The organism is Devosia sp. J20-27 (genome assembly GCF_055808595.1).
Window position 1 is genome coordinate 146,534 of the sequence record NZ_CM147875.1, and the last position, 24,653, is coordinate 171,186.

A 24,653-nucleotide genomic window follows, 5' to 3' on the forward strand; every position below is an offset into this window, starting at 1 on the left:
TTCGCGGACCCCACACTTGATGATCGATGTTTCTGGGTGTTTCCTCACCGCAATTGCGGGGCCGCGCGGGAGGTACACATGAAAATCAGGGTACTGCTTGTTATTTTCTGTGTCCTGATCCCGTTGGCCGCTCGCGCCGAAGAGATGAGCCGGAACACCTTTGCTGCGCCGAATGCTGAATTGCGGGGGCTTGCGCAGGAGCCGCTCAAGACGATCAAAGACCAGTTCGTCCGCTACAGGTCCGACGCATTCACCCTGGCAATGCTGGACCCCGACAAGTCGCTGCTGGTTCGCGCTCCCACAGGAGCGCGGCAACTAGGCGGCTTCTCCGTCGAGGAGATCTTCGCGCATCTGGCCACCGAGGCGAAGAGCGACGCAAAGACCCTCTTCAGGCAATTCCTGTCCAGCCTCGCCTTCGGCACTGAAATCGCCACGGAGCCGGGAACGTCTTGCCCGGCTGGCACGGGCGCGTACGGCATGGGCAACCCCTTCAAGGTCTTGTGCGATCCGCACCTTGCGAAACTGGCGGCACTCGATGACCCGTTCGGCCCCGCCGACGACCCGCACTTCAGGGTGATTGCCGCCGTCAACCGCGGCGACCTCCTGACGCCAGTCGGCGCCGCGAGTCCTCCGGACTGCGGTGAATTCCGCCTGGTCGTCTCGGCTGATCCCGATTGGCTCAAGGCCAAGTTCCCCGATATTGCGGTGCTGCTCATCAACGTGGAGCCCAGCCTTCCGGATCTGAGTCCGGTGGACCGGCCGGGGGAACAGTGTGCTTTCGTCCAGCGGTTCTGGGGCAATCTGTCCGGGCTGCAGACGCCAGACGAAATTGCTGATGCCCTGCACCGGTTCTACTTCGATGGCGGGAGCTACGCTGCTGACGGCTCGCTGGTGGACGGCGCTGCATGCACCGCCGGCTGCTACCCGGTCGGACCGGTGATCTCCGCATCCAACATGACAGCGAGACCGCACGGTAGGCCCGGCCAGGTTCGCCTCAACAGCAAGACCGGCAAAGGCCTCTGGGTCCTCCGCGAATTCAAGTTCGACGCCGCCGCGCGCCTGCTGCCGGTACCACTGGCAAACACGCCAGACCCGATGGCGATGCAGCAATGCGAGCTCGACGACGCGGCATGCATTCTTGACCGCGAAGCCATGCGGGACGCCATCTTGAAAACAGCACCCAGTCTTGTGAGCGATCGCTTCGCCGGTCTGACCTTCCGGTCCCCGCCAAGCTCCTACGCCAACCAGCAGGCCGCCTCGACGCTGTCGGGCGCCGATCTGCCGAGCAACCCCTACATGGCGAAGATGGACGCGCGCGTCATGGATGCCTTCAAGACGCTCGCGGCCAAGATGGCCGGCTCCGAAAAACCGGATATCAAACTCCGCAATGTCATCAACCGTTTCACCCTGCTGAGCTGCGCCGGTTGCCACGCTTTGGCAAACAAGTGGAGTGGCAGCCTGAACTTTGAGGATTTGAAGTCGTGGCCCGGCTCAAACCAGTTCACCCATATCGAGCTGGAGACCAATACGGATCAGACTGTGAAAATCTCCGCCGCGCTGAGATGTGCTTTGCTGCCGCGACGGGCTGCAATCATGGTCAAAGTAATGGCTGCCGAGCAGCCCCCCGCGATCCGTACTCCTGCCTGTTAGGCCACCGCCGCTTCATCCACCTGCATCTGGTCGACAATCCGGATCTCGATCCGGTGGCCACCCATGCTCAGCGTCAGGGCGCCATGAGCCGGAAGTGAATGGATGATGGTCTCAGGCACCTGGACGGCCGGCACCTGCGTCCGGTCCTCTCGCAGCTTCTGCCAATAGCTCCGCTCGACCATCAGCCAATCCTCGAATTCATCGTCGCGAACGTCGATGCCTTCGAGGAATTCCCCGGCTTCGGTTTCGGCGCCCTGTCCGCCCCGCTCGCGCAGGGCAACGGCGTCGATCCAGACATGCTCGAAGTCGATGGCGACATTGAAGCCGTCAATACGGACATAGCGCTGCCAATCGTCACCGATGGCCCGGCGAATGTCGGTCAGAGACTGGCGCAGGCTGCCCAGCGCCTGTTCCTGGGAGCGGTCGCTCCAGAGGCGGGAGCAGAGCCAGGAGCGAGCGCGCTGCCCCCGTTCGGCCACCGCGACCATGGCCAGCAAGGCATTGGCTTTGTGCCGTCGCGGAGTGAGATCACGACCATCGGGGCCGACAATCTGGAATGGCCCCAACAGATAGATACGTAGCTTGCCTGCGTCTGCCGACCCTGCCTCTGGTCCAGTCTGCAAGATGTTTGTCATGCGTCCACCGCTCCCTGACTGCATCATCGTTGCCGGGACCCTCCCGCAGCGAGCGTGAGTGAAGCGTGAAAATGGCTCTCACGCGAGTTTCACGGTGCCGCCGGCAAGACCGGCTGGCTAATCCTCGCGGAAAGCGCGCTCCATCTGGTCCATGATCGGCTTGACCAGATAGGCGAGCACGGTGCGGTCACCGGTGCGGATGAAGGCTTCCGCCGGCATCCCTGGCACCAGGTGGACGCCGGTCGGCAGGCGCGCAAGTTCGCCCTCGTCGATGGCCACGCGCGCCACATAGTATTCGGCGCCGCTGCGGCTGTCGGTGGTGAGGTCGGGCGCCACCGTCTTGACGTGCGCCACCATATCGGGCGTGCGCCGGGCGTCCAGGCTGGTGAAGCGCAGCATCACCTCCTGGGAGGGATGTATCTTGTCGATATCGAGCGGGCTGACGCGGACATCGACAGTGGCCTGTTCCATCGCCGGAACGACGAGCATCAGGGTTTCGCCGCCACCAACGACCCCGCCGACGGTGACGACCGTCGAGGCATGAATGATGCCGCTCTGGGGCGCGCGCACGACCAGGCGGGTCAGCCGGTCCTCCAGAGCGATGCGTTGCTGGGCCAGTTGCACCAGTTCGGCGCGGACGCCCTGCAATTCCTTGAGCACGCCGGCGCGCCAGTCGTCATCGAGTTGCGCCAGCATGGTTCTATGCTCGGTGATGGTTGCACGTGCCTGGGCAATCCGGGCGGTGATGCTGCCGATGCTGCCCTGCAACTGGGCATCGACGCGCCGGAGCTCATTGGTGCGGGCGACACCCACCAGTTGAGTCTGCAGCAGTTCCTGCTGATCGTCGAGTTCGGCGGCCACAAGCTGCAACTGCATCCGGGTCGCCGCGCGCTCGGCCGACAGCCCTTCGATCTGCTGCTCGAGTTGCACGATCTGGTCGGCGACGCGGCTCCGCTGCCCGGCCATGGAGGCCGCGTGGGCGGCCATCAGATCGGCCTGGGTGGCCAGCAGCGCGTCGAACTCCGGCGTCGCAATGCCGGGCGGCAGGCTTGGCGGCGCGGCGATCAGCGGTGCACCGGCCACCTCGGCGGCAAGCCGCAGCTCGCGGGCATGGGCATCGCGCTGCTGGGAGAGGACGAGATCGAAATTGGCCTGGATGGCGGTGCCGTCGAGCCTGAGCAGCGGCTGGCCGGCGGTCACCCGGTCCTCGTCGCGGGCGAGGACAGCGGTCACGATGCCACCATCGGGGTGCTGGACGCGCTTGGGTCCGCCATCGACGGCCACGGCACCGACGGCCACCACGGCACCGGCAATCTCTGTGCCGGTGCTCCACCAGAAGAGGCCCGCGCAGGCCGAGGCAACGGCCAGCGCGCCGGCAATCGAGTGGATCCAGAGGCTGCGGCTCTGCGGCCCGGGGGTGGTGTCAGGCATCCTGGTGCTCCCTGCTGCACCCGGCCGAACCGGCTGCGACCGCCTTGAGCACGTCGGCTTTCGGACCGAAGGCGACCTGCCGGCCGGCATTGAGCAGCAGCAGCTGGTCGACCGCCGCGATGGCACTGGGCCGGTGCGCGACGACGACGACAATGGCGCCCTGTACCCGGGCTTCCAGCAGCGCCGCGGTCAAGGCCTCGTCGCCCTGCGCGTCGAGATTGGAGTTGGGCTCATCGAGTACGATAAGAAACGGATTTCCGAACAGCGCCCGGGCCAGCCCGATGCGCTGTCGCTGGCCACCCGAGAGGGCCATGCCGAAGGCCCCGACCTGGGTGTCATAGCCCTCGGGCAGGCTGGCGATCAGTTCGTGAATGCCGGCAGCGCGCGCTGCCGCCACCACGGAGTCGGGCGTCGCACCGGCGCGGAAACGTGCGATGTTCTCGGCAACCGTGCCGGAAAACAGCCCGACCTCCTGGGGCATGTAGCCAATCGAGCGGCCCAGTGCCCCGGCGTCGTAGTGCGCCAGCAATTGTCCATCGAGGCGGACCTCGCCCTCGAGATGCTCCCAGACGCCGACCAGCGCCCGCGCCAGGCTCGATTTCCCCGATCCGGAGAGACCGATCACCCCGACACCGGCTCCCGCTCGCAGGGTGAAGTTCAGGCCGGCGATCACCGGCTTCGTGCCACCGGGAGCGGCAACGCTCAACCCCGCCACGCTCAATCGTTGCGTCGGCGGCGGCAGGCGCAGCTCACGCCGTGCCGGTTCGCCGTCCAGCAGGCTCTTGAGGCGGGCCCAGGCCTGTCGCGCCGCGACGAAGCCGCGCCACTGGCCAACGGCCTGCTCGACCGGAGCGACGGCGCGGGACGAAATGATCGAGGCGCCGATGATCAGGCCGGCCGAGGCCTGGCCATCGATGACCAGCCAGGCGCCGGTGGCCAGTACGGATGATTGCAGTCCAAAGCGCAGCGATCGCGTCAGTGCCGAAAACATGGCCGAGCGGTCGGCGCCGCGTGTCGTCGCCTCGGCCATCGCGGCACAGTTGGTCGCCCAGCGCCGTTCGAGGTGCGGTTCCATGCCCATGGCACGGACCACTTCGCTGCCACCGCGAATGTCGTCGGCCAGCACCTGGCGCTTCAGATGCGCGGTGCTGGACTGGCGCGACGGACCGCGTGCCGCGAACTCGCTGACCACCAGCAGGATGACGATCAGGCTGGCACCCAGGATCGTCACCAGGCCCAGTTGCGGATGCAGCAGATAGATCAGCCACAGATAGAGCGGGATCCAGGGCAGGTCGAACAGCGCGGCCGGCCCTGGACCAGACAGAAAACTCCGGACCGAGTCGAGATCGCGCATGGGATCGACTCGACCCTGTCCGGAGCTGCGGGTGATTGCGCCGAGAAGCCTGGGAGCCAGGAGCCACTCGACGAGAGCACCAACGCGGTTGGCAATCCGCGACCGCAGCCATTCCACGAGGGCATAAAAGCCGTAGAGGGCAAGCACCAGCGCCGAGAGCGCGACAAGTGTCGGCACCGATCGGCTGGGCAGGACGCGGTCATAGACCTGCAGCATGAAGATGGGCCCCACCAGCAACAGCAGGTTGGACGCGGTTCCGAGTACGGCAAAGCCGGCACCGGCGACCCAGGCGGCCGCCGAGTGGTCGCGTGCCGGGGGCGGCGCGGGATCGTCCGAGCGCTTGAGCATCTCAGCCCACCATGGCGGTATTGCCGTGCTGGGACAGCAGGGCGACGACCCGGACGAGATCGGACTGGCGGCGGCAATGCATCTTGCTGAGCACGGTCTTGCACTGGTGACGTACCGTCTCAAGACGCACGCCGCGCTGCTCGGCGATCTCCCGCAGCGAGCAGCCGGTGGCGAGAAGCCCCAGCACGACACCCTCGGCCGCTGTCAGTCCGAAGGCCTCGGCGATCGCCCGCAGCAAGGGCGGGTGCAGTTCGAGCAGCGCGTCGGCAAACTCGACGATGGCGATCCGCTCGGCTCCGGCGGCCAGCGTCAGGCCGGGCAGGTGGAGGCGCAGCGCGAAAGTCTCCTGCGTCTCGGCGTCGTCAATGACCAGCATGGCGGCGCGCGCGCCCCGCGTGTCGAGGCTACGCAACGCGGCGGAAAGGCGGCGGGCGGCTGCCAGTGAATTGAGGGCAATGCGGTTGCCCAGCAGCCGGACCGGCAGCCCGCGGCTCAGCATCGCGCGCGCCGGGCGGTTGGCGTGACGGAGCTCGAGGCTGCGGACGCCCACGGCGATTGCCGGTCCGCGCCAGTCCGGGCAGAGCGGCTCGATCTGGGCCAGCAAATTGGCTCCGGCGGCAGGAAGCACGGACACCGTTCCGGCCGCCGCGTCGGCAATTGATCGAACTGGTCCCGACTTCTGCATGATCACCCTCCCCTGCACTACGGGGTGACTATGGGGGAGCGCACGCGAAGCAGGGGTGAGTGGGTCGTGAGGAGAATGTGAATGGCCTCCCGCGTACGGGAGGCCGGAAGTGGCCGCGTGGACTAAAGGCCGAAGAGGCCGGTGTCGGCGTCCAGATGCCAGGTCTGGCCGGCGAAGGTCGCCGTCACGGCGTCGGGATCGGCGACATCGTGCAGGGTGATGGCGGAGGACCAGTTGGTGCCTACGGCCGAACCCTGGAGCGCTGCCGTCTCGTTGACCTGGATGATCACGTCGGTGCCCGAGAACAGGGCCCGGAGCAGCCCGTCTGTATTGCCACCGAGAATGCCATGCGCATCGTCAAGCAGCCCCGACAGATCGAGGTTGTCGCCCTCGTTGCCGTCGTAGTCGTAGATGTCGTCGGCATGGCTGGCGACGTTGCCGCCGGCGCCGCCGAAATCGCTGACATCGAAGTCGAAGGTATCGGCCCCCGCCCCGCCAAAGAGCAGGTCGCGGCCGGTGCCGCCGGAGATGACGTCATCACCACCATTGCCGCTGATCAGGTCGTCACCGGCACCGCCGAACAGATGATTGGCGGCAGAATTGCCGAGCAGCGAGTTGTTGCCGGAATTGCCGGTGCCACTGACATCGGATGTCCCGGTCAGGACCAGGTTCTCGACCGAACCGGAGACGTGGAAACCGTCATCGATCAGGCTGAAGCTGACCGAAGCCTCCACAGTATCGGTGCCGTTGCCGCCACCGGAGGCTTCGTCGATGCGCGCGGCCGCGTCGTTGACGATGTACTTGTCGTTGCCGGCACCGCCGATCAGCATGTCGGCACCGCCGCCGCCGGTCAGCGTATCGTTGCCGCCGCCGCCGGTCAGCGTGTTGGCGGCGCTGTTGCCAGTCAGCACGTTATCCAGACCATTGCCGGATCCGTCGATGGCCGCGGTGCCCCCAAGGGTGAGATTTTCGACATTGGACGACAACGTGTAGCTGCCGTTGACGCCGGTGAAGACCACCGTGTCGGTACCGGCATTGCTGAGCTCCTTGACCACATCGCCGACGACGTCGACGATATAGGTGTCATTGCCCAGGCCGCCGATCAGTGTATCCATGCCCAGGCCACCGTCGAGGATGTTGGAGCCATTATTGCCGGTGATGATGTTGTCGGCCGCATTGCCGGTGCCGTCGATGCTGGCGACGCCGGTCAGCGTCAGCCGCTCGACCTCGCCAAGGATGTGCGCCGTGTCGGCGAGACTCAGCGAGATGGAGGACAGGATGGTGTCGATCCCGGCACCGCCGTTGCTGAGCTCGTCGACGATATCGCCGGCATTGTCGACGATATAGGTGTCGTTGCCGGCGCCGCCGATCATGGTATCGGCGCCCGCCCCGCCATCGAGCACGTTGTTGCCCGAATTGCCGGTGAGCACGTTGTCGAGTTCGTTGCCGGTGGCGTTGCGATTGGCCGTGCCCGTCAGCACCAGATCCTCGATGTGATCGGACAGCGCATAACTGACCGAGGACTCGACGACGTCAATGCCCTCGCCGCTTTCCTCGCTGACGACGTCACCGACATTGTCGACAATGAACGTATCGTCGCCGAGGCCACCGATCATCGTATCGGCGCCCTTGCCGCCATCGAGCAGGTCATTGCCCGCCTCACCCGAGAGCGTGTTGGACGAGGCATTGCCGGTGATGACGTTATCGAGAGCATTGCCGGTGCCGTTGATGGCACTGCTGCCGGTCAGCACCAGCGCCTCGACATTGTCCGAGAGCGTGTAGCTGGCCGAGGTCTGGACCGTGTCGTAGCCTTCGCCCGACAGCTCGACGATGATATCGCCGCTGCTGTCGGCGACATAGCTGTCATTGCCCTGCCCGCCCGCCATCGTGTCATCCCCCGCGGCCCCGGACAGAATGTTGTCAAGGTCGTTGCCGGTGATGATGTTGTTGAGGGCATTGCCAGTGCCGGCAATCGCGGCGCCGATGAGAACGAGATTTTCGAGATTGGCGCCGAGCGTCAGGTCGACCGAGGAGCGCACCGTATCCGTGCCCTCGTCCGCCGCCTCGACGATGGTATCGCCGCCGTCCGTCGTATAGGTGTCGTCGCCCAGCCCGCCGACCAGCCGGTCCGAACCCGTGCCGCCATCCAGCGCGTTGTTGCCGGTATTGCCGGTGATGATGTTGTTGAGCGCGTTGCCGGTGCCGTTGATATCGGCCGAACCGGTCAGGGTCAGTCGCTCGACGTCACCCTGGACATGCACGCCATCGGCGAGGCTCAGGGAGATGGAGGACTCGATGGTGTCGGTGCCGGTGCCGCCATTGGAGGCCTCGTCCACCACATCGCCGGCATTGTCGACGACATAGGTGTCATTGCCGCCGCCGCCGATCATCGTGTCGGCGCCCAGACCGCCATCGAGACGGTTGCTGCCATTGTTGCCGGTGATGACATTGTCGAGCTCGTTGCCGGTGCCGCTCAGGCCGCCGCCACCGGTCAGTGTGAGGTTTTCCACATTGGCGCCCAGAGTGTGAGACACCTTGGCCTCGACAAGGTCGATGCCTTCGCCGGCGGCTTCAACGACCACGTCGCCGGCATTGTCGACCTGGTAGGTGTCGTTGCCGAGGCCGCCGATCATCGTGTCGGCGCCGGACGCGCCGTCAATGGCATTGTCGAGCGCATTGCCGGTGATCGTGTTGTCGAGGCCATTGCCGGTCCCGCCAGTCGCCACGCTGCCCAGCACGAGGTTCTCGACGTTGTTGCTCAGCGCGTAGGTATCGATGCCGATATAGTTCACCGTGTCGGTGCCGGCATTGCTGGACTCGTTGACGATCTCGGCCTGGCTGTCGACGATGTAGGTATCATCGCCCAGCCCGCCCTTCATGGTGTCGACACCGTCGCCGCCGTCGATGACGTTGTTGCCGTCATTGCCGAGGATGGTATTGGCCAGCGCGTTGCCGGTGCCATCGATGTTGTCCGTGCCGGTGAGCGTCAGGTTCTCGATTTCATCACCCAGCACATGGCTGACCGATGCATCCACCCGGTCGGTGCCGCCATTGGCCGCCTCGATCACGGTGTCGCCGGCGTTGTCGACAACATAGGTGTCGTTGCCCAGGCCGCCGATCATCGTATCGGCGCCGGCGCCGCCATCGATGGTGTTGTTGCCATCATTGCCGACAATGACGTTGTCGAGGCCGTTGCCGGTGGCGTTGTAGTTGCCCGAGGCGGTGAGCGTCAGGTTCTCGACATTGTCGGTCAGCGCATAGGTCCGGGAGGCGAGCACCGTGTCGTTGCCTTCCCCGACCTCCTCGACCACCACATCGCCGGCGGCATTGACCTCATAGGTGTCGTCGCCCGCGCCGCCGTACATGGTGTCGCTGCCGGCGCCACCCTCGATCAGATCGTCGCCGCCCAGCGCATGGATCGTATCGTTGCCGCCATTGCCGTAGACCGTGTCGGCCTCGTTGGTCGGCAGCGGCTCGCCGGCCGGCGTATTGCTGGCGTCGACCAGGTCGGCGCCGTTGGTGCCGTTGATGACCACGCCGCTGGCGTCAGTGACGGTGACGGAGATCGCCTGCGCGTCGCTCGCCGTGCCGTCGGACGCGGTCACGATCACCTCGTAGACATTGTCCAGATCGCTGTCGGCCGGAGCCTCGTAGTCCGGCGCCGCGATAAAGCTCAACTCACCGGTATTGGCATCAATGGCAAAGAGAGCCGCGTCGGCGCCGCCAGTGATGGCGTAGCTCAGCACGTCGCCCGCATCGGTGTCCGACGCGACCACAGTGGTCACGACCAGGCCGTTCTCGGCAATGCTGACCGCAGCCACGTCGCCGCCGCCATCGGAGGTGATGACCGGCGCGTGATTGAGCAGGTCGGCCGCATCCAGCGTGACGTCGGCAAAGGCGAAATGCTCGACATTGCGGACCGTGTCCACGCCGTCGTCATTGCCGACGCGCAGGTCGGTGACGATCAGGTCGCCCTCGAGATTCTGGGCGACGGCGTAGTCGGCGCGGTTGCCGCTGAAGTGGACCGTGTCCACATCGTCGCCGCCATCAATGACGTCGTCGCCGCCGGCGCCGGTGAGATCGTCGTCCCCGGCTCCGCCGTTGAGTGTGTCACCGCCGGCGCCCGAGACCAGCGTGTCACTGCCATCTTCGCCATGCAGCACAAAGCCGCCCGTGTCGCCGGCAACGAGGATGTCATCATGGTTCGTGCCGATCAGTTCCTCGACATTGCTGACGCTATCCACGTCGCCGAAGCTGTCCTTGATCTGACCGGCGCCGAGGATCTCGCTGCCGTTGTAGGTGATGTCGCCGCCCGAGAGGTTGGCGACGATGCCCTCACTACCCTGCTCCCAGTCGTAGCGGAGGGTGTCGTGGCCATTGCCACCATCGACGACGTCCGCACCCTGGCCGGCAAAGAACACATCATCGCCGCTGCCGCCAAACAGGTGGTCATCGCCCGCAGCGCCGCCGACAAAGGTATCGCGGTCGTCATTGGCCCAGAACCAGTCATTGGCGTCGGTCAGCCAGACCGCCTGCACACCCTCGAAGCTGTCGATATCGCCGTAGAGGTCGAAACCGGTGCCGGCAGCCACGTCGAGATCGGCGGCCGGACCGCCATCGTTGAAGTCAAAGCTGGTGGCCGTCTGCAGCGTACCCGAGAGGTTGACGGCGACGCCGTGTTCCCCTGCCTCGGTGCCCCACTGGTGGCCATCGAAATCGGGAATGCTCCACTTGTCGCCATCATAGCTGACGATCATGGCGCCACCGCTATCGCCCCCAGGCGAGGTGTCGGCGAGATCGCTGAAGCTGTCGTTGCCCGCTCCGGCGCTGATATCGATCAGGCCCGTGCCGCGCCCGTCAGGCCAGATCATGACAGGGTTGCTGCTGGCCACCCAGCCGGAGCTGATGGAATAGGAATCGTCGCCGCTGGTGCCTTCGAGGTGCTCGAACTCGGAGAACTGCAGGTTGACCGATCCGTAGTTGGGATCGCCTTCGCCATTGGTACCGTCCATGTAGCTGCCGGTGGCGCTGCCGCCGCCCGGGCCGCCTGCCGCATCCATGACGACGGCAATGCCGTCACCCGGGTTGAGCACTTGGCCCCAGCCGAAGCCGAGCGTATCCCAGTCCTCGCTGACGCCACCGTCGGCAACGTCATTGCCCCAGCCGGCATTGATGTAGTCGCCGCCCTCGCCGCCAAGAATGGTGTCATCGCCGAACCAGCCATGCAGGTGGTCATCGCCGGCGCCGCCTTCGATATGGTCGTCGCCCTCATTGCCCTGCATCTGGTCACGGCCGGCGCCGCCAATCAGCGTGTCGTCGCCCCTGCGGCCCTCGACGTAGATGCCGGCATCGCTGCCGAAGAATGCATCGTCCGCGTCGGTGAGGCGCACCTGCTGGACGCCGACAAGGGTGTCGGTGGCACCAAACGTATCGCGCGCCTCGCCGGCCTGTACCGTAACATCCACCGGCGCGTTGCCGTCGTTGAGGTCAAAGCCGGTTGCCGTCTGCTGCGTGGCTGAGAGGTTGACGACAACGCCGTGCTCGCCGGGCAGTGTTCCCCAGTCGTGATAGCCATCTTCATATTGCGGCGTCGAGAACTTCTCCTCGTCGTAGTCGATGAGCAGCGCGCCCCCGTCGACGCCGGAATTGTCCGTGAAGGTGTCATTGCCATTGCCCCCGACGACATCGAAAGTCTGACCGTCAAGGCCGCGACCGTCGCCAAAGGTGTTATGGCCGTCACCGGTCCCCGCGAACCCAGCATTGACGACGAACGTGTCATCGCCGGCGGTTCCGGTCACCTGCTCGAGGCCCGTGAAGCTGGTATTGACCGCAAGTCCATCGAACTCGCCGGTGACGGTGCCGCTGCCGGGGTCTCCCGCCCCCAACGTCACGTGGACATTGTCGGCGCCGTTGTAGCCCTTGAAGCCGAGCAGGTCATAGCCGTCACCGCCATCGACAGTATCGGTACCCGAACTGCCGCTGATGTAGTCGAACTCGCCGCCGCCAGCGACGATTGTGTCGTCGCCCTCGCCGGCATCAAGATCGTCGTTGTCGTCCCCGCCAATCAGCGTGTCGTTGCCCCGGCCGCCGTGCAGCCGGTTGTGTCCGGCACCACCGACCAGGGTGTCATTGCCGTCGCCGCCATCCAGGCGGTCGTCGCCATCCAGTCCGTAGAGCTGGTCGTTGCCGTCGTTGCCGCGCAACTCGTTGTCTTCGGCCGATCCGGTGATGGTGTCGTCGAAGTCGGTGCCTTCGGCATGCTCGATGCTGGTCAGGTCGTCCGTGTCACCGTAGCCATCGATGGCGTAGCCGTGGGTCTCGCCCACGCCGGTGCCGTCGTCGAGCACGATGGTGACGCCATTGTTGCCGCCGAAATTGCGCTCGCCGTGATAGTGCACGGAGTCCTGTCCGGCACCGCCGATGATGATGTCGTTGCCGCCATAGCCGTGGAAGGTGTTGTCGTCGGCATTGCCGACAAAGGTGTCGACCGCATTGGTGCCGTGCACGGAGTTGATGTTGGAGAACGTGTCCGTGTCGCCATACGAGTCCGTAGCGGTGCCGTTGACCCAGTCGAAAAACACACCCTGGCCGCCGCCATCCTGCTCGTCGACATAGGAGATATTGTTCCAGCCGGCGTTGCCGTCAAATGTATCGTTGCCGGCCCCGCCGACCATCCAGTCACTGTCATTGCCGCCGACAATGGTGTCGTTGCCGGCGCCGCCGTTCAGCTGGTTGTCCCCATCGCCACCGATCAGCGTGTCATCGCCGTCGCGGCCGTCGAAATCGTTGTGCTCGTCGCCGCCGACCAGAAGGTCGTCATATTGCGTGCCGTCGGCGTTCTGGATGTTGGTCAGGCTGTCGGTATCGCCATAGGAGTCGATGGCCGTTCCTGCGGCCACGTCGGTGGTGGCGATGCCGGCCACGCTCACGTCCTCGAGCGTTTGGGTCGAGAGATTGACGATGACGCCATGGGTGCCGGAATCGTCGTTCCCCCAGTCGGTCTCGCCATTGTACAGCACACGATTGAACTCGTTCTCGTGGCTGCCGCCGATTATGGTGTCATTGCCGCGCCCGCCGACGAAGAAGTCGGCCGAGTAGTCGTTCTCGTCACCGCCGATCAGCAGGTCGTCGCCAGCCCTGCCCTCAAGGAAATTCTCGCCCTCGCCACCGACCATGATGTCCTCGAAGTCGGTGCCGATGACCTCCTCGATCTTGGCCAGGGTGTCGGTGTCGCCAAATGTGTCGATCGCCGTGTGCGCGAGGACGTCAGTCGCATCGATCCCGGCTACCGAAACGCCGAGCAGCATCTGGCTGGACAGATTGGCGATGATGCCATGGGCGCCGAAATCGTAGTCTATGCCCTGTTCGGCGTGATAGTTTGCGAGGTCGCGGCCATCACCGCCATCGAGCAGATCGTTACCTCTCCCGCCGGTCAGTTCGTCACGCCCGTCGCCGCCCTGCAGGATGTCGTCACCCCAGTAGCCGTTCAGCCGGTTGTCCTCGTCGCCGCCGACCAGCAGATCGGAGAACCTCGAGCCTCTGATGCCCTCGATCGAATTGAGCTGGTCGATGTCGCCAAAGGCGTCGACGGCCGTGTGTGCCGCCACGTCGGTCGAGGCGATGCCTTCGGCCGAAACGCCGATCAGTGCGTCATTGGAGAGATTGACGATGACGCCGTGGGCACTGTCGCCATTGACGCCGTAGCGCTCCTTCTCATAGTCGACCGTATCGCGGCCGCCATTGCCGTTGAAGACGTCGGCGCCGTCATTGCCGGTGAAGTTGTCCTCTTCCGCGCTGCCGTCAAAGAGGTCGGCATGCGTACTGCCGACAATGATCTCGATACCGTCGAAGGTGTCGGTGCCGACCGTCGTCCCCGTCACTGTACCGGTGTCGAAGCCGGTCTTGACGACATGGATGCCGGCAGCCGCGTCCTGGTACTCGATATTGTCCCAGCCGCCTGCCTCGGCGCCGTCGCCGTGGACCTCGTCATCGCCTTCCCCCGGATTGATGAAGTCGTCATAGTTGCCGCCGATGATGACGTCGTTGCCGGCGCCGCCGCGCATATGGTTGCTACCATTGCCGCCGATCAGCAGGTCATTCCCCCCTCGCCCGTCGAAAAAGTTAGGACCATCGCCTCCGATGATGACGTCGTTGCCGTTGGTGCCGATAACCTCTTCGATGCTGTCGAGCGTGTCGGTATCGCCGAAGGTGTCGATGGCGGTGTGGGCGGCGATGGTGACCGGGTCGCCATTGCCGGTGTCGAGGTCGTCGTCCGACAGGTTGACGGTGACGGCAGCCCCGCCGCCTTCGTCGCCATAATCGACCTGGTCCGCGTCGCCGCTGCCGCCGCGCAAAGTGTCGTTGCCGGAGCCGCCGACGAAGCGGTCATTGCCCTCCAGACCTGACAGGTCATCGTCACCGGCATGCCCGACGATGTTGTCATCCTCGTTGGTGGGAAGGAACTGGCCGGGAACGGTGTTGGTGGCATCGACCAGGTCATTTCCGCTGGTGCCGTTGATATTTACGCCATAGCCGACATCGTTGACGGTGACGCTCAGGTCCTGCTCATCGCTGTGACCGTTGCCGTCGTCCACCAGGACGCGCACCTCGTAGACATTGTCGTCATCGAAGTCGTCGGGGTCCTCGAAATCGGGCGGGACGATGAAACTGAGCTCGCCGGTTGCAGAGTTGATGGAAAAGCGCGGCGCATCATCGCCGCCGATGATCGAATAGGTCAGCGTCTCGGTTGCGAGATTGGGGTCGATCGCCAGCACCTGGGTGACGAAGGTGTTGTTCTCGTCCACGTTCACGGTATCGGGCGAGGTGATCATCGGGTTGCCCGAGAGCAGCCAGTTGAAGTCATAGATGTTGCCGCCCACGTCGGCCCATTCGAAGCCGGAGAGCACCGTAGTGCCACCCGACCAGTTGACGACGAGGCGGTTCTGCCCGTCGGTGGAGACGGCGTAGTCGAACTCGGTGCCCGAGAGCACGACCGTATCGACACCGTTGCCGCCGATCAGTTCATCGGTCCCCGGGGTGAGATGGACCGTGTCGTTGCCCTCGCCAGCGTCGATCAGATCGTTGCCGTCGGCCGGGGTGATCACGTCGTCCCCGGCGAGGAAACCGTCCCAGGGGTTGGCCGGCACTACTGTGTCGTAGGACCAGTTGGTGGTTCCGGTACCGGAGTCATAGGTAGCAGTAACGCTGAGTGTGAAATCGTAGGGCGCCCCGGTGAGGGTCGCGATCGGATCGCCGGTCACCGGGTCGAGCAGGGTGAAGTCACCCGTGCCCGTCATCTGGATCTGGGTCTCCTCGCTGCCGTCGACCGGCGGGTTGGAGTAAGGCGGCTCGGGCAGCACGAAGGACTGGGCAAGGACGGCCTCGCCGCTATCGCCGCCCGAATTGACCCAGACGAAGTGCAACTGGGCCTCGCCGCCGCCGACGGCAATGATATCGCCCCGGATCTCCACAATATCGTCGAGATAGGCGCTATCGTTGAGTGCCTGACCCGCGTTGACCACCAGATTTGCCATTTTCGCCTCCATTGTCGGTCGCCGGTCCGCCTGTGCGGTCCGAACATTCACTGGCGATGGTGGGAGACGAATCGATCTGCGACATCACCCAAATGGGTCACGTCACCGACCAAGGTCGCTTCCGAGGGCGAGGCGACATGATCCGGCGGTATTTTCTGGAGAGTGCATTTGACCAAACGCATGTCGAAAACCATGGCCGCCGAGATCGCCGACCGGACGATGGAGGTGGTGAACCCGCAGAACCGGCCGCTGACGCTCGATGCCGCCTTGCGCCGGCACGGCTTTGCCGAGAAACCGGCGCCGTCGGCCGACCAGCTGGCGGATCGCGGCGCGCTCAAGGCATGGCTGCTCGCCACCTACGCACCGTGCGATTGAGTTACCGGCTCAGCACTCCGGCAGGCTGACGCTCAGTCCGCCGAGCGAGGTTTCCTTGTAGCGCTCGTCCATGTCGCGGCCGGTCTGGCGCATGGTCTCGATGCAGGCGTCGAGCGGCACGATGTGCTGTCCGTCGCCCAGCGCGGCCAGCGATGCAGCAGCCACGGCCTTGACCGCGCCCATGCCGTTGCGCTCGATGCAGGGCACCTGCACCAGGCCGCGGATCGGGTCGCAGGTCATCCCCAGGTGATGCTCCAGGGCGATTTCGGCGGCGTTCTCGATCTGCGCATTGCTGCCGCCGAGCACCGCGCAGAGCGCCGCTGCTGCCATGGCGGAGGCCGAGCCGACCTCGCCCTGGCAGCCCACTTCGGCGCCGGAGATCGAGGCATTGAACTTGATCAGTCCGCCGATTGCCGCCGCCACCAGCAGCATGTCGGGCACCCTGTCGGCCCGCGCCCCCGGGATCAGGTCGAGATAGTAGCGGATGACCGCCGGAATGACGCCGGCGGCGCCGTTGGTCGGCGCGGTCACCACCTGCCCGCCGGCAGCGTTCTCCTCGTTGACAGCCATGGCATATGCCGAGAGCCAGTCGACGGCCGAATGCAGCGGCTGGTCATTGCGGCCGGCGTCGGCCAGCAGCCTGTCACGGAAGCCGCGGGCCCGCCGCCGCACCTTGAGGCCACCCGGGAGGATGCCCTCACCCTCGAGGCCGCGATCGATGCAGCGGGTCATGACGTCCCACACCGTGGCGATGCCGCTGTCGAGCTCGGCGGCCGGACGCAGGGCCAGCTCGTTGGCACGCTTCATCTGGGCAATCGAGAGGCCGGACGCCTCGCCCATGGCCAGCATCTCGGCGGCACTCGAGAACGGATACGGCACCTCGGCTGCGGGCTGCGTGCCGATCTGGTCGGCCGCAAACTCGGCCTCGGTCAGCACGAAGCCGCCGCCCACCGAATAGTAGACTTCCGAGAGCAGGTCCGGATCGCCCTTGAGCAGCCGGAACTGCATGGCATTGGGATGCCCCGGCAGGCGCTTGCCCTTTTCGGCGATGATCGACCGCACCGGATCGAGAGTGACGCGATTGCGGCCGATGGTCACCGACCTGGTCTGGTCCAGTTCGGCCAGCAGGCGATCGGCCTCGCTGCTGTCATAGGTTTCGGGCGTCAGCCCCAGCAGGCCGCAGAGCACGGCGCGGAACGTGCCATGGCCTTCGCCGGTATAGGCGAGCGAGCCATAGAGCCGGCATTCGATGGCGCCACCATTGGCGGGCAGCGGCTCGACCCGGTCGCGGAAGCGTCTGGCAGCAATCATCGGCCCCATGGTGTGGGACGAGGAGGGGCCGACGCTCACCTTGAAGATATCGAGGACACTCAAAAACATGGCGCAGTCTAGCAGGGAAGCGCAGCTCCAGAAATCCCGTCCTTGTTTCCGGTTCCTACAGGTGCGCGCCGCGCCATCTTGCCGGCGCCGGCGGCCACGCTAGAGTTCGGACCGGGAGGACCACATTTGGCTCAATCGCGGTTTGTCATTGTCGGCGGCGGCACCGCCGGCTGGATCACGGCGTTCATAATGCGCGACAGCATCGCACGGCTGAAGCTCGACGCCACGGTGACGGTGGTGGAATCGAGCAAGATCCCGACCGTCGGTGTGGGCGAGGCCACCACGGCGGCGTTCCACGTCTTCCTCAAGCATTTCGGCATCGATATCTTCGAATTCATGCGCAGTTGCGAGGCCAGCTACAAGCTGGGCATCCGGCACCAGGACTGGCGGCGCAAGGGCGTCACCTATTACGGCCCGATCGACGATCCGCATCAGGTGATCCAGCCACCGCCTGGTGCGCCGTCGGACTATCTCAACGTCTACGCCGTCTCGGTGGGCAAGCCGGTGCAGGACATGCACATGTTCGGGCCGCTGCTCGAGCGCAAGAAGGCGCCCTGGACGCTGCGGCCCGATGGCTCGCTGCTGCCGCTCGGGCCGTTCCTTCCGGCCTACCATTTCGACCAGTCGCTGGTCGGCAAGTTCCTCAAGGCCAGGTCGGTGGGTGTCGAGATCGTCGACAACGTGCTGACCGGGGTCGAGCGCGACGGCGAGAGCGGCGATGTAACAGCACTGCTGTTCGAGGACGGCGAGACGCTGCAGGGCGATTTCTTCATCGACGCCACCGGCTTTCGCAAACGGCTCATCGTCAAGGAGTTGCAGGCCGCCTGGGTCAGCTATCAGGACGAGTTGCCGGTCAACCGCGCCCTGCCCTTCTGGCTGCCGGTCGAGGACGGCGCCGAACTGCCCAACTACACCATGGCATGGGCGCAGGAAGCGGGCTGGATGTGGCAGATCCCGACGCAGTCCCGCTTCGGCTGTGGCTATGTCTATTCGGACCAGTTCGCCACGCCCGACCAGGCGCATGCCGAGGTCGAGCGCGTGCTCGGGCGCAAGGTGAAAGTCCGTGACGACATCAAGTTCCAGATCGGCCGGCTGGAACAGGCCTGGATCGGCAATGTCGTGGCCGTGGGCCTCTCGTCAAGCTTTCTCGAACCGCTCGAGTCCACCTCGATCCACGGCACCATTGTGCAGATGATGATGTTCGGGGGCCAATATCTGCGCGACCCCAAGGCGATGACGCAGGCCCTGCGCGACGACTATAACGCCCGCGTCGGCCGGCAGGTCGACGACTTCCGCAGCTTCGTCAATCTGCACTACGCCACCGAGCGCGACGACACGCCGTTCTGGCGCGACGTGCGGGCCAACCGCATGCACCCGGAAACGCGCGAGCGCCTCGCCCGCTGGCAAACCGAAATGCCGCGGCACGAGCACTTCCCGCAATATCTCTTCGGCCTGCCGCACATGGAAACCCAGCTGCACTATCCGGTGCTCGACGGCCTCGGCCTGCTGGACCCGGCCGTCGCCAAGGCCGAAATGGCCCGCGACCCGAAACTGCGGGCCTTTGCCAAGGCAACCCATGACAGCCTCGTCAAGGAATACAAGCAGGCGGCCACGAAGGCCTTGGGCCACGCCGAGTTTTTGCAGGGCGTGCGCGAGCAGCGGTGGACCTGATCCGGAGCTGCCCGACAACAACGGTCGGTCATCTTCCTACCGGCCGTCATCCTCTGGCTTGACCCGAGGATCCATCCCTCCACCACGGCGCAGGCGCAATCCGGCCCGTGCCCGCCTCAGCGATGGGCGCCCTTCAACTCGCGCAGTTCCTCGACCGAGCGGACCACCTTGCGGGCAGCGCCGTCCCAGTCGCGGGTCTTGACCAGGGGCTTTTCCAGCCGCGCCTTGGCGGCCGGCACGGCGTCGGCATATTGCGGCAGCCACTGCGCCTGGGCCATGACCATCTCGTCGACCATCTGCCAGACCTCGTCGGGGGTGCAGATGGCGCCCACCAGCGGATCGTGCAGCACTGCGAGCTTGAGCGTCTCGATATTGCCGGTCATCGCCGCCTCGACACTGAGCCGCTGCACCGACACCGATACCGAGCAGGTGGCGGCGCAGGCCGTCGGCAGGGTGATGCCCTCGACCATGTTGAGGCCGAAGCGATCGACAAAGCCAGGGCTCTCGATGATGGCGTCGGCCGGCAGGTTGCGGATGATGCCATTGTTGCGGACATTGAAATGGCCACGATAGACCCGGCCGGTCTCCAGCGCCTCGATGATGTAGCTGGCGTGCTCGGTGGTGCGCTTGTGTTCGCTCAGCGGCTTGGTGGCGTCCTTCTTGAATTTTGGGAAATCGGTCTCGAACCAGTTCCGCCGTTCGGTCGAATAGCGCAGGTAGCCGCCGGTCTCGCCGTGGATCCAGTCGCTCATGTCGATCCAGCGTCCGATCTCCTCGGGCCGCTTGCGATACCAGGGCAGGTATTCGCTGAGATGGCCGTTGCTTTCGGTCGAATAGACGCCGAAGCGCTTGAGCACGTCGATCCGCACCTTCTCGGTCTTGGAGTAGACCGGATGCGCCTCGAACCAGGCGATCAGTTCTTCCTTGCTGACAGCGCGGCCCTTGGCCTTGATATCGATATACCAGGTCTGGTGGTTGATGCCCGAGCAGACATAGTCGAGATCCTTGTCCTCGACCCCGAGCACCTCGGCGATCTGATGCGCGCCATGCTGGACGCCGTGGCAGAGGCCGACCGTGTTGACGCCGCCATATTCGAGCGCCGCCCAGGTGTTCATGGCCATCGGGTTGGCGTAGTTGAGGAACAGTGCCCCCGGCTCGGCGACTTCCCGGATGTCCTTGCAGAAATCGAGGATCACCGGAATGTTGCGCTGGCCATAGAGAATGCCGCCGGCGCAGATGGTGTCGCCGACGCACTGGTCGACGCCATATTTGAGCGGGATGGAGATATCGGTGGCGAAGGCTTCCAGTCCGCCGACCCGCACGCAGCTCATGACGTAGCGCGCGCCGGTCAGCGCCGCGCGGCGGTCACTGGTGGCGGTCACCCTGGCCGGCAGCGTGTTGACCCTGACGATCTCGCTGATGATCTCGTGGATCATGTCGAGATTGTGCTGGTTGATATCGGTCAGCGCGAACTCGACATCGGCGAACTCGGGCACCTTGAGCAGGTCCGAAATCAGCGTCTTGGTGAAGCCGACCGAGCCGGCGCCAATGATGGCCACTTTGAAAGACATGAGTTCCCCTCGTCTTGCGTTTGAGATTCACCTATCGGTTTGCGGCCGGAAGGAGTAGAGAAATGTCATGCGCTCACGGGTGATTTTGTGCTTTCCGACCTGATCCGGCACGGCCACGGGCTGCGCCTGCTGAGCCTGCCCAAGGGGTCGCTGGCGCTGCATTGCATGGCCACCGGGGCCGGCTTCGAGCGGCGCTTCAACGAGGCCTATTCGTGGGAGGGGCTGAAGCGCGGCGGCGCGCCGTTCGCGGTGATCCAGCACACCATCGCCGGCCGCGGCGAGCTCGATTTCGAGGGCACGCATCATGCGCTCCTGCCGGGCGATACGATGCTGCTCAGCTTTCCGCACCGCAACCGCTACTGGCTGGCCCAGGGGCAGAGCTGGGAGTATTTCTGGATCACGCTCAATGGCCGGGAGGCACTGCGCATCGCCCGCGCCGTGCTCGATGCCCGCGGTCCGGTGCTACGTCCCGGCAGCGACGTGGTGAACCGGCTGGCGGCCAGCTGCCTGGGGCTGATCCGCGGTACGGTGCCGACCGGCGAAGCCTCGGCGATGGCTTACGCCGGCATCATGGCGGTGCACGACGGCGCCCTGGGCGAGGCCTCGGAGGTCTCCAGTGCCCCGGCGGCGATCCTGCGGGTGCAGCGCTATATCGAGCAGAACCTGGGCAGCGGGCTCGATGTCGAGCGGCTGGCCGGCTTGGCGCAACTGAGCCGCGCCCATTTCGTGCGTGTGTTCACTGCGGCACTGGGCGTCTCTCCGTCGGCCTATGTATTTGGCCAGCGCATGGAGCGCGCCGAGCGGCTGCTGATTGCCACGGACTCCAATGTCGGCGACATCGCTGCAGGCTGCGGTTTCGGCGATGCGAACTATTTCGCCAAGGCCTTCCGCCGCGCCCATGGCACGACGCCCAGTGCTTTCCGGGCGTCGGCGCTTGGCGGGGAATTCTAGCTCAGGCGACGCGCTGCCTGGGTGCCACGCGGGCCCATTCCGGGATCCAGTCGCCATGGCCGGCCAGCAGGTCGTCGACGAGGTTCCAGATCTGCTCGAGGTCGAGCTCGGCCGCCGTATGCGGGTCCATCATGGCAGCGTGGTATATGTGCTCGCGGTTCTCGGTCATCAGTGCCGCCACGGTCAGTTCCTGCACGTTGATATTGGTGCGCATCAGCGCCGTCAGTTGCGGCGGCAGCTCGCCGATATAGGTCGGCTGGATGCCCGAGGCATCGACGAGGCACGGCACTTCCACCGCCGCCTTGTCGGGGAGCGAGGTGATGACACCATTGTTGCGCACATTGCCGTAGATGACGCCCGGCTCGCCGGTCCACACCGCGTTGACGATCTCGGAGGCATATTCCTTGGACTGTGCTACCTCGATGGTGTTGGCCGTCCGGTACTGCTCGGAGGTGGTTTTCCACTTGGCAATCTGCTCGACGCAGCGCTTGGGATATTCGTCGAGCGGGATGCCGAACTTCTCGATCAGGTCCTCGCGGCCTTCCTTGATGAAATAGGGCGTGTACTCGGCGAAGTGCTCGGAGCTTTCGGTGACGAAATAGCCGAGCCGCGTGAGCATCTCGTAGCGCACCTTGTTGGGGCAGCGCGGGTTCCAGCCGGCCTTGGGGGCACGACCCTCGCGATAGGCGCGGACTAGGTCGGGATAGAGATCCCGGTAGGAGCCGTCCGCCTGGCGATGCTCGAACTTGAGGTAGAAGGCCATGTGGTTGATGCCGGCCGAGCGATAGCGGATCTCCTCGTAGGGAATGTCGAGATCGTGCGCCAGCTCCATGGCCGTGCCCTGCACCGAGTGGCAGAGGCCGACCTGCTTGATGGTGGGGTATTTCTCGGCAATGGCCCAGGTGTTGATGGCCATCGGGTTGACGTATTGCAGCATGATCGCCTCGGGCGCGACCTGCAGCATGTCCTCGCAGATGCTCCACAGATGCGGCACGGTGCGCAGCCCGCGCATGATGCCGCCGACGCCGAGCGTGTCGGCAATGGTCTGGCGCAGGTTGTACTTCTTGGGCACCTCGAAATCGACGACGGTCGAGGGCTCGTAGCCGCCGATCTGGAAGCAGACGACGACGAAATTCGTGCCGTCCAGCGCTTCACGCTGGTTCGAGTAGGTCTTCACCGTCGCCGGCACGCCGAACGTGGTCACCAGCTTGCCGGCGATGATGGCGCTCTCTTCGAGCCGCTGCGGATTGATATCCATCAGCCGGACCTCGGCGCCTGCCAGCCCCTTGCGCTGCAGGATGTCGCCGACAATGTTCTTCATGAACACGGACGAGCCGGCGCCGATGAAGGTAATCTTTGGGTTGGCCATAAAACGTCTCCAGTAAAATTCAGCGCCGGCCTTTATGCGGCGATTTCGAACGCAGCCCGGACGAGCTTGGATGTGTATTCAGTCTTGGGGTTGCTGAGAACCTCGGATACCGGTCCTTCTTCAACGATCTTGCCATATTGCATGACCATGACGCGGTGGCAGAGGGCGCGCACCACCTTGAGGTCGTGCGAAATGAACAGGTACGACAGCCCGCGCTCGTCCTGCAGCTTGCGCAGCAATTCGATGATCTGGGCCTGCACCGAGAGGTCGAGAGCCGAAGTCGGCTCGTCGAGCAGGATGAATTCGGGCTCCAGCGCGATGGCCCGGGCGATGGCGATGCGCTGGCGCTGCCCGCCCGAAAACTCATGCGGGAAGCGGTTCAGGATGTTGTCGGGCAGACCGGAATCGCGCAGCGCCGTGCGCACCCGGTCGAGGCGGTCGCGCCCGCCGTCGCCGATCTTGTTGACGATCAGCCCTTCCTCGAGAATCTGCCGCACCGACATGCGCGGGTTGAGCGAGGCGAACGGGTCCTGGAAGACGATCTGCATGCGCTGGCGCAATGGCCGCATGGCCTCGCGATCCTTGTTGTGGATCGGCTGGCCGTCGAAGAAGATCTGGCCGCCCTGATTGCCGATCAGGCGGATCAGCGCCTGCCCGAAGGTGGTCTTGCCCGAGCCCGACTCGCCCACCAGCCCCAGCGTTTCGTGGCGCCGGAGGTTGAGCGAGAGGTTGTCCACGGCCACCAGTTCGAAGAAGTCGGGCTTGAAAAAGCCGCCACGCTTGAGCGTGAAGCTCACCTTGACGTCTTCGCCCAGCAGGATGGTCGGCTCGCCGGGGCCGAGCGGTTTGGCCGTGCCCTTGGGTTCGGAGGCCAGCAGGTGCCGCGTATAGGCGTGGCGCGGGTTCTCGAACAGCGCCTCGGTGGTGTTGTGCTCCTGCACCCGGCCGTGCTGCATCACATAGACATACTCCGAAAACTGCCGGACGATCGTCAGGTCGTGCGTGATCAGGATCACGGCCATGCCGTACTTGGCCTTGAGGTCCTTGATCAGGTTGAGGATCTGCGCCTGCACGGTGACGTCGAGGGCGGTTGTCGGCTCGTCGGCGATCAGGATGTCGGGACGGTTGGCGAGCGCCATGGCGATCATCACGCGCTGCCGCTGGCCGCCCGAGAGCTGGTGCGGATAGGAGCGCAGACGCGCCGAAGGCTCGGGGATCTGCACTTCCTCGAGCAGTTTTTCGGCGCGCTTCATCGCCTCGGGCCGCGAGATATTGTTGTGCAGATGCAGCACTTCGCAGAGCTGCTGGCCGATGGTGTAGACCGGGTTCAGCGAACTCATCGGCTCCTGGAAGATCATCGACACGTCGTTGCCGCGCAGCTTGCGCATCTCCGACAGCGACAGCTTGTAGATGTCGCGGCCGGCCAGCGAAATACGCGTCTCCTTGCCCACCCTGGCGCGCTTGGTCAGCAGGCGCATGATGGTGCGGGCGGTCACCGACTTGCCCGATCCGGACTCGCCCACCAGCGCGATCGTCTCGCCCTTGTGCAACTGGAACGACACGTCCTTGACGGCATTGACCACGCCACCCTCGACCTTGAAATCGACCTTGATGTTGCGCGCGTCGAGGATCAGCTCGCGACCATGCTCGTTGAGGTCGAGGCGCTCGGGTGGACTGAAGTTTTCGGTGTTGGGGGTCAT

General features: G+C 65.0%; 13 protein-coding genes. 4 read left to right on the plus strand and 9 right to left on the minus strand.

Going from position 1 to position 24,653, the window contains the following annotated elements:
• Positions 1–78: 78 nt before the first annotated feature.
• Positions 79–1,650 (plus strand): hypothetical protein, encoded by a 1,572-nt coding sequence (locus tag AC0L4C_RS00690; protein WP_473401594.1) that lies wholly within the window; start codon positions 79–81, stop codon positions 1,648–1,650.
• Here the strand turns inward: AC0L4C_RS00690 and AC0L4C_RS00695 are convergent.
• The 5 genes from AC0L4C_RS00695 to AC0L4C_RS00715 form a co-directional block, all read right to left on the minus strand.
• On the minus strand, positions 1,647–2,285 hold the full coding sequence (locus AC0L4C_RS00695; protein WP_473401595.1) for an AfsR/SARP family transcriptional regulator: 639 nt from the start codon (positions 2,283–2,285) through the stop codon (positions 1,647–1,649). The two genes, AC0L4C_RS00690 and AC0L4C_RS00695, sit on opposite strands and share 4 nt — an antisense overlap.
• A 117-nt stretch (positions 2,286–2,402) precedes the next feature.
• Complete coding sequence (locus AC0L4C_RS00700; protein WP_473401596.1) at positions 2,403–3,716, minus strand: HlyD family type I secretion periplasmic adaptor subunit; 1,314 nt, start codon at positions 3,714–3,716, stop codon at positions 2,403–2,405.
• A complete protein-coding gene (locus AC0L4C_RS00705) occupies positions 3,709–5,418 on the minus strand; it encodes a type I secretion system permease/ATPase (RefSeq protein ID WP_473401597.1) in 1,710 nt (569 codons plus the stop codon). Before AC0L4C_RS00705 ends, AC0L4C_RS00700 begins: the two co-directional genes overlap by 8 nt.
• Position 5,419: 1 nt before the next feature.
• Entirely contained in the window at positions 5,420–6,103 is a 684-nt protein-coding gene (locus AC0L4C_RS00710; protein ID WP_473401598.1) for a helix-turn-helix transcriptional regulator, read from the minus strand.
• Positions 6,104–6,225: 122 nt separating this feature from the next.
• The gene (locus AC0L4C_RS00715; RefSeq protein ID WP_473401599.1) at positions 6,226–15,636 is read right to left on the minus strand and encodes a cadherin domain-containing protein; all 9,411 of its coding nucleotides are present in this window, start codon (positions 15,634–15,636) and stop codon (positions 6,226–6,228) included.
• A 168-nt stretch (positions 15,637–15,804) separates the two neighbouring features.
• Between AC0L4C_RS00715 and AC0L4C_RS00720 the strand changes: the two genes are divergently transcribed.
• Positions 15,805–16,011 (plus strand): hypothetical protein, encoded by a 207-nt coding sequence (locus AC0L4C_RS00720; RefSeq protein ID WP_473401601.1) that lies wholly within the window; start codon positions 15,805–15,807, stop codon positions 16,009–16,011.
• Between the two features lie 9 nt (positions 16,012–16,020).
• On the opposite strand, the gene AC0L4C_RS00725 is transcribed toward AC0L4C_RS00720, so the two are convergent.
• Positions 16,021–17,391 carry an L-serine ammonia-lyase gene (locus tag AC0L4C_RS00725; protein ID WP_473401602.1) on the minus strand — a complete coding sequence of 457 codons (1,371 nt, stop codon included), beginning with the start codon at positions 17,389–17,391 and terminating at the stop codon, positions 16,021–16,023.
• Between the two features lie 126 nt (positions 17,392–17,517).
• Here AC0L4C_RS00725 and AC0L4C_RS00730 point away from each other — a divergent pair, with 126 nt between their 5' ends.
• Positions 17,518–19,062: a tryptophan halogenase family protein gene (locus tag AC0L4C_RS00730; RefSeq protein ID WP_473401603.1), complete on the plus strand. Its 1,545-nt coding sequence runs from the start codon at positions 17,518–17,520 to the stop codon at positions 19,060–19,062.
• A 116-nt stretch (positions 19,063–19,178) separates the two neighbouring features.
• Here the strand turns inward: AC0L4C_RS00730 and melA (AC0L4C_RS00735) are convergent, their stop codons facing one another.
• Positions 19,179–20,633 carry an alpha-galactosidase gene (gene melA / locus AC0L4C_RS00735; RefSeq protein WP_473401604.1) on the minus strand — a complete coding sequence of 485 codons (1,455 nt, stop codon included), beginning with the start codon at positions 20,631–20,633 and terminating at the stop codon, positions 19,179–19,181.
• Between the two features lie 87 nt (positions 20,634–20,720).
• Between melA (AC0L4C_RS00735) and AC0L4C_RS00740 the strand changes: the two genes are divergently transcribed.
• Positions 20,721–21,584, plus strand: a complete 864-nt coding sequence (locus tag AC0L4C_RS00740; protein ID WP_473401605.1) for a helix-turn-helix domain-containing protein — start codon at positions 20,721–20,723, stop codon at positions 21,582–21,584.
• 1 nt (position 21,585) lies between these two features.
• Here the strand turns inward: AC0L4C_RS00740 and melA (AC0L4C_RS00745) are convergent, their stop codons facing one another.
• Together melA (AC0L4C_RS00745) and AC0L4C_RS00750 are read right to left on the minus strand one after the other, a co-directional pair.
• Positions 21,586–22,953 (minus strand): alpha-galactosidase, encoded by a 1,368-nt coding sequence (gene melA, locus AC0L4C_RS00745; RefSeq protein WP_473401606.1) that lies wholly within the window; start codon positions 22,951–22,953, stop codon positions 21,586–21,588.
• 32 nt (positions 22,954–22,985) lie between these two features.
• Positions 22,986–24,653: an ABC transporter ATP-binding protein gene (locus AC0L4C_RS00750; protein WP_473401607.1), complete on the minus strand. Its 1,668-nt coding sequence runs from the start codon at positions 24,651–24,653 to the stop codon at positions 22,986–22,988.

Excerpts from the sequence above, each read along its gene's own strand:
- AC0L4C_RS00690 (WP_473401594.1), top strand. The coding sequence starts at position 79 with ATGAAAATCAGGGTACTGCTTGTTATTTTCTGTGTCCTGATCCCGTTG.
- AC0L4C_RS00695 (WP_473401595.1), bottom strand. The coding sequence starts at position 2,285 with ATGACAAACATCTTGCAGACTGGACCAGAGGCAGGGTCGGCAGACGCA.
- AC0L4C_RS00700 (WP_473401596.1), bottom strand. The coding sequence starts at position 3,716 with ATGCCTGACACCACCCCCGGGCCGCAGAGCCGCAGCCTCTGGATCCAC.
- AC0L4C_RS00705 (WP_473401597.1), bottom strand. The coding sequence starts at position 5,418 with ATGCTCAAGCGCTCGGACGATCCCGCGCCGCCCCCGGCACGCGACCAC.
- AC0L4C_RS00710 (WP_473401598.1), bottom strand. The coding sequence starts at position 6,103 with ATGCAGAAGTCGGGACCAGTTCGATCAATTGCCGACGCGGCGGCCGGA.
- AC0L4C_RS00715 (WP_473401599.1), bottom strand. The coding sequence starts at position 15,636 with ATGGCAAATCTGGTGGTCAACGCGGGTCAGGCACTCAACGATAGCGCC.
- AC0L4C_RS00725 (WP_473401602.1), bottom strand. The coding sequence starts at position 17,391 with ATGTTTTTGAGTGTCCTCGATATCTTCAAGGTGAGCGTCGGCCCCTCC.
- melA (WP_473401604.1), bottom strand. The coding sequence starts at position 20,633 with ATGTCTTTCAAAGTGGCCATCATTGGCGCCGGCTCGGTCGGCTTCACC.
- melA (WP_473401606.1), bottom strand. The coding sequence starts at position 22,953 with ATGGCCAACCCAAAGATTACCTTCATCGGCGCCGGCTCGTCCGTGTTC.
- AC0L4C_RS00750 (WP_473401607.1), bottom strand. The coding sequence starts at position 24,653 with ATGACCCCCAACACCGAAAACTTCAGTCCACCCGAGCGCCTCGACCTC.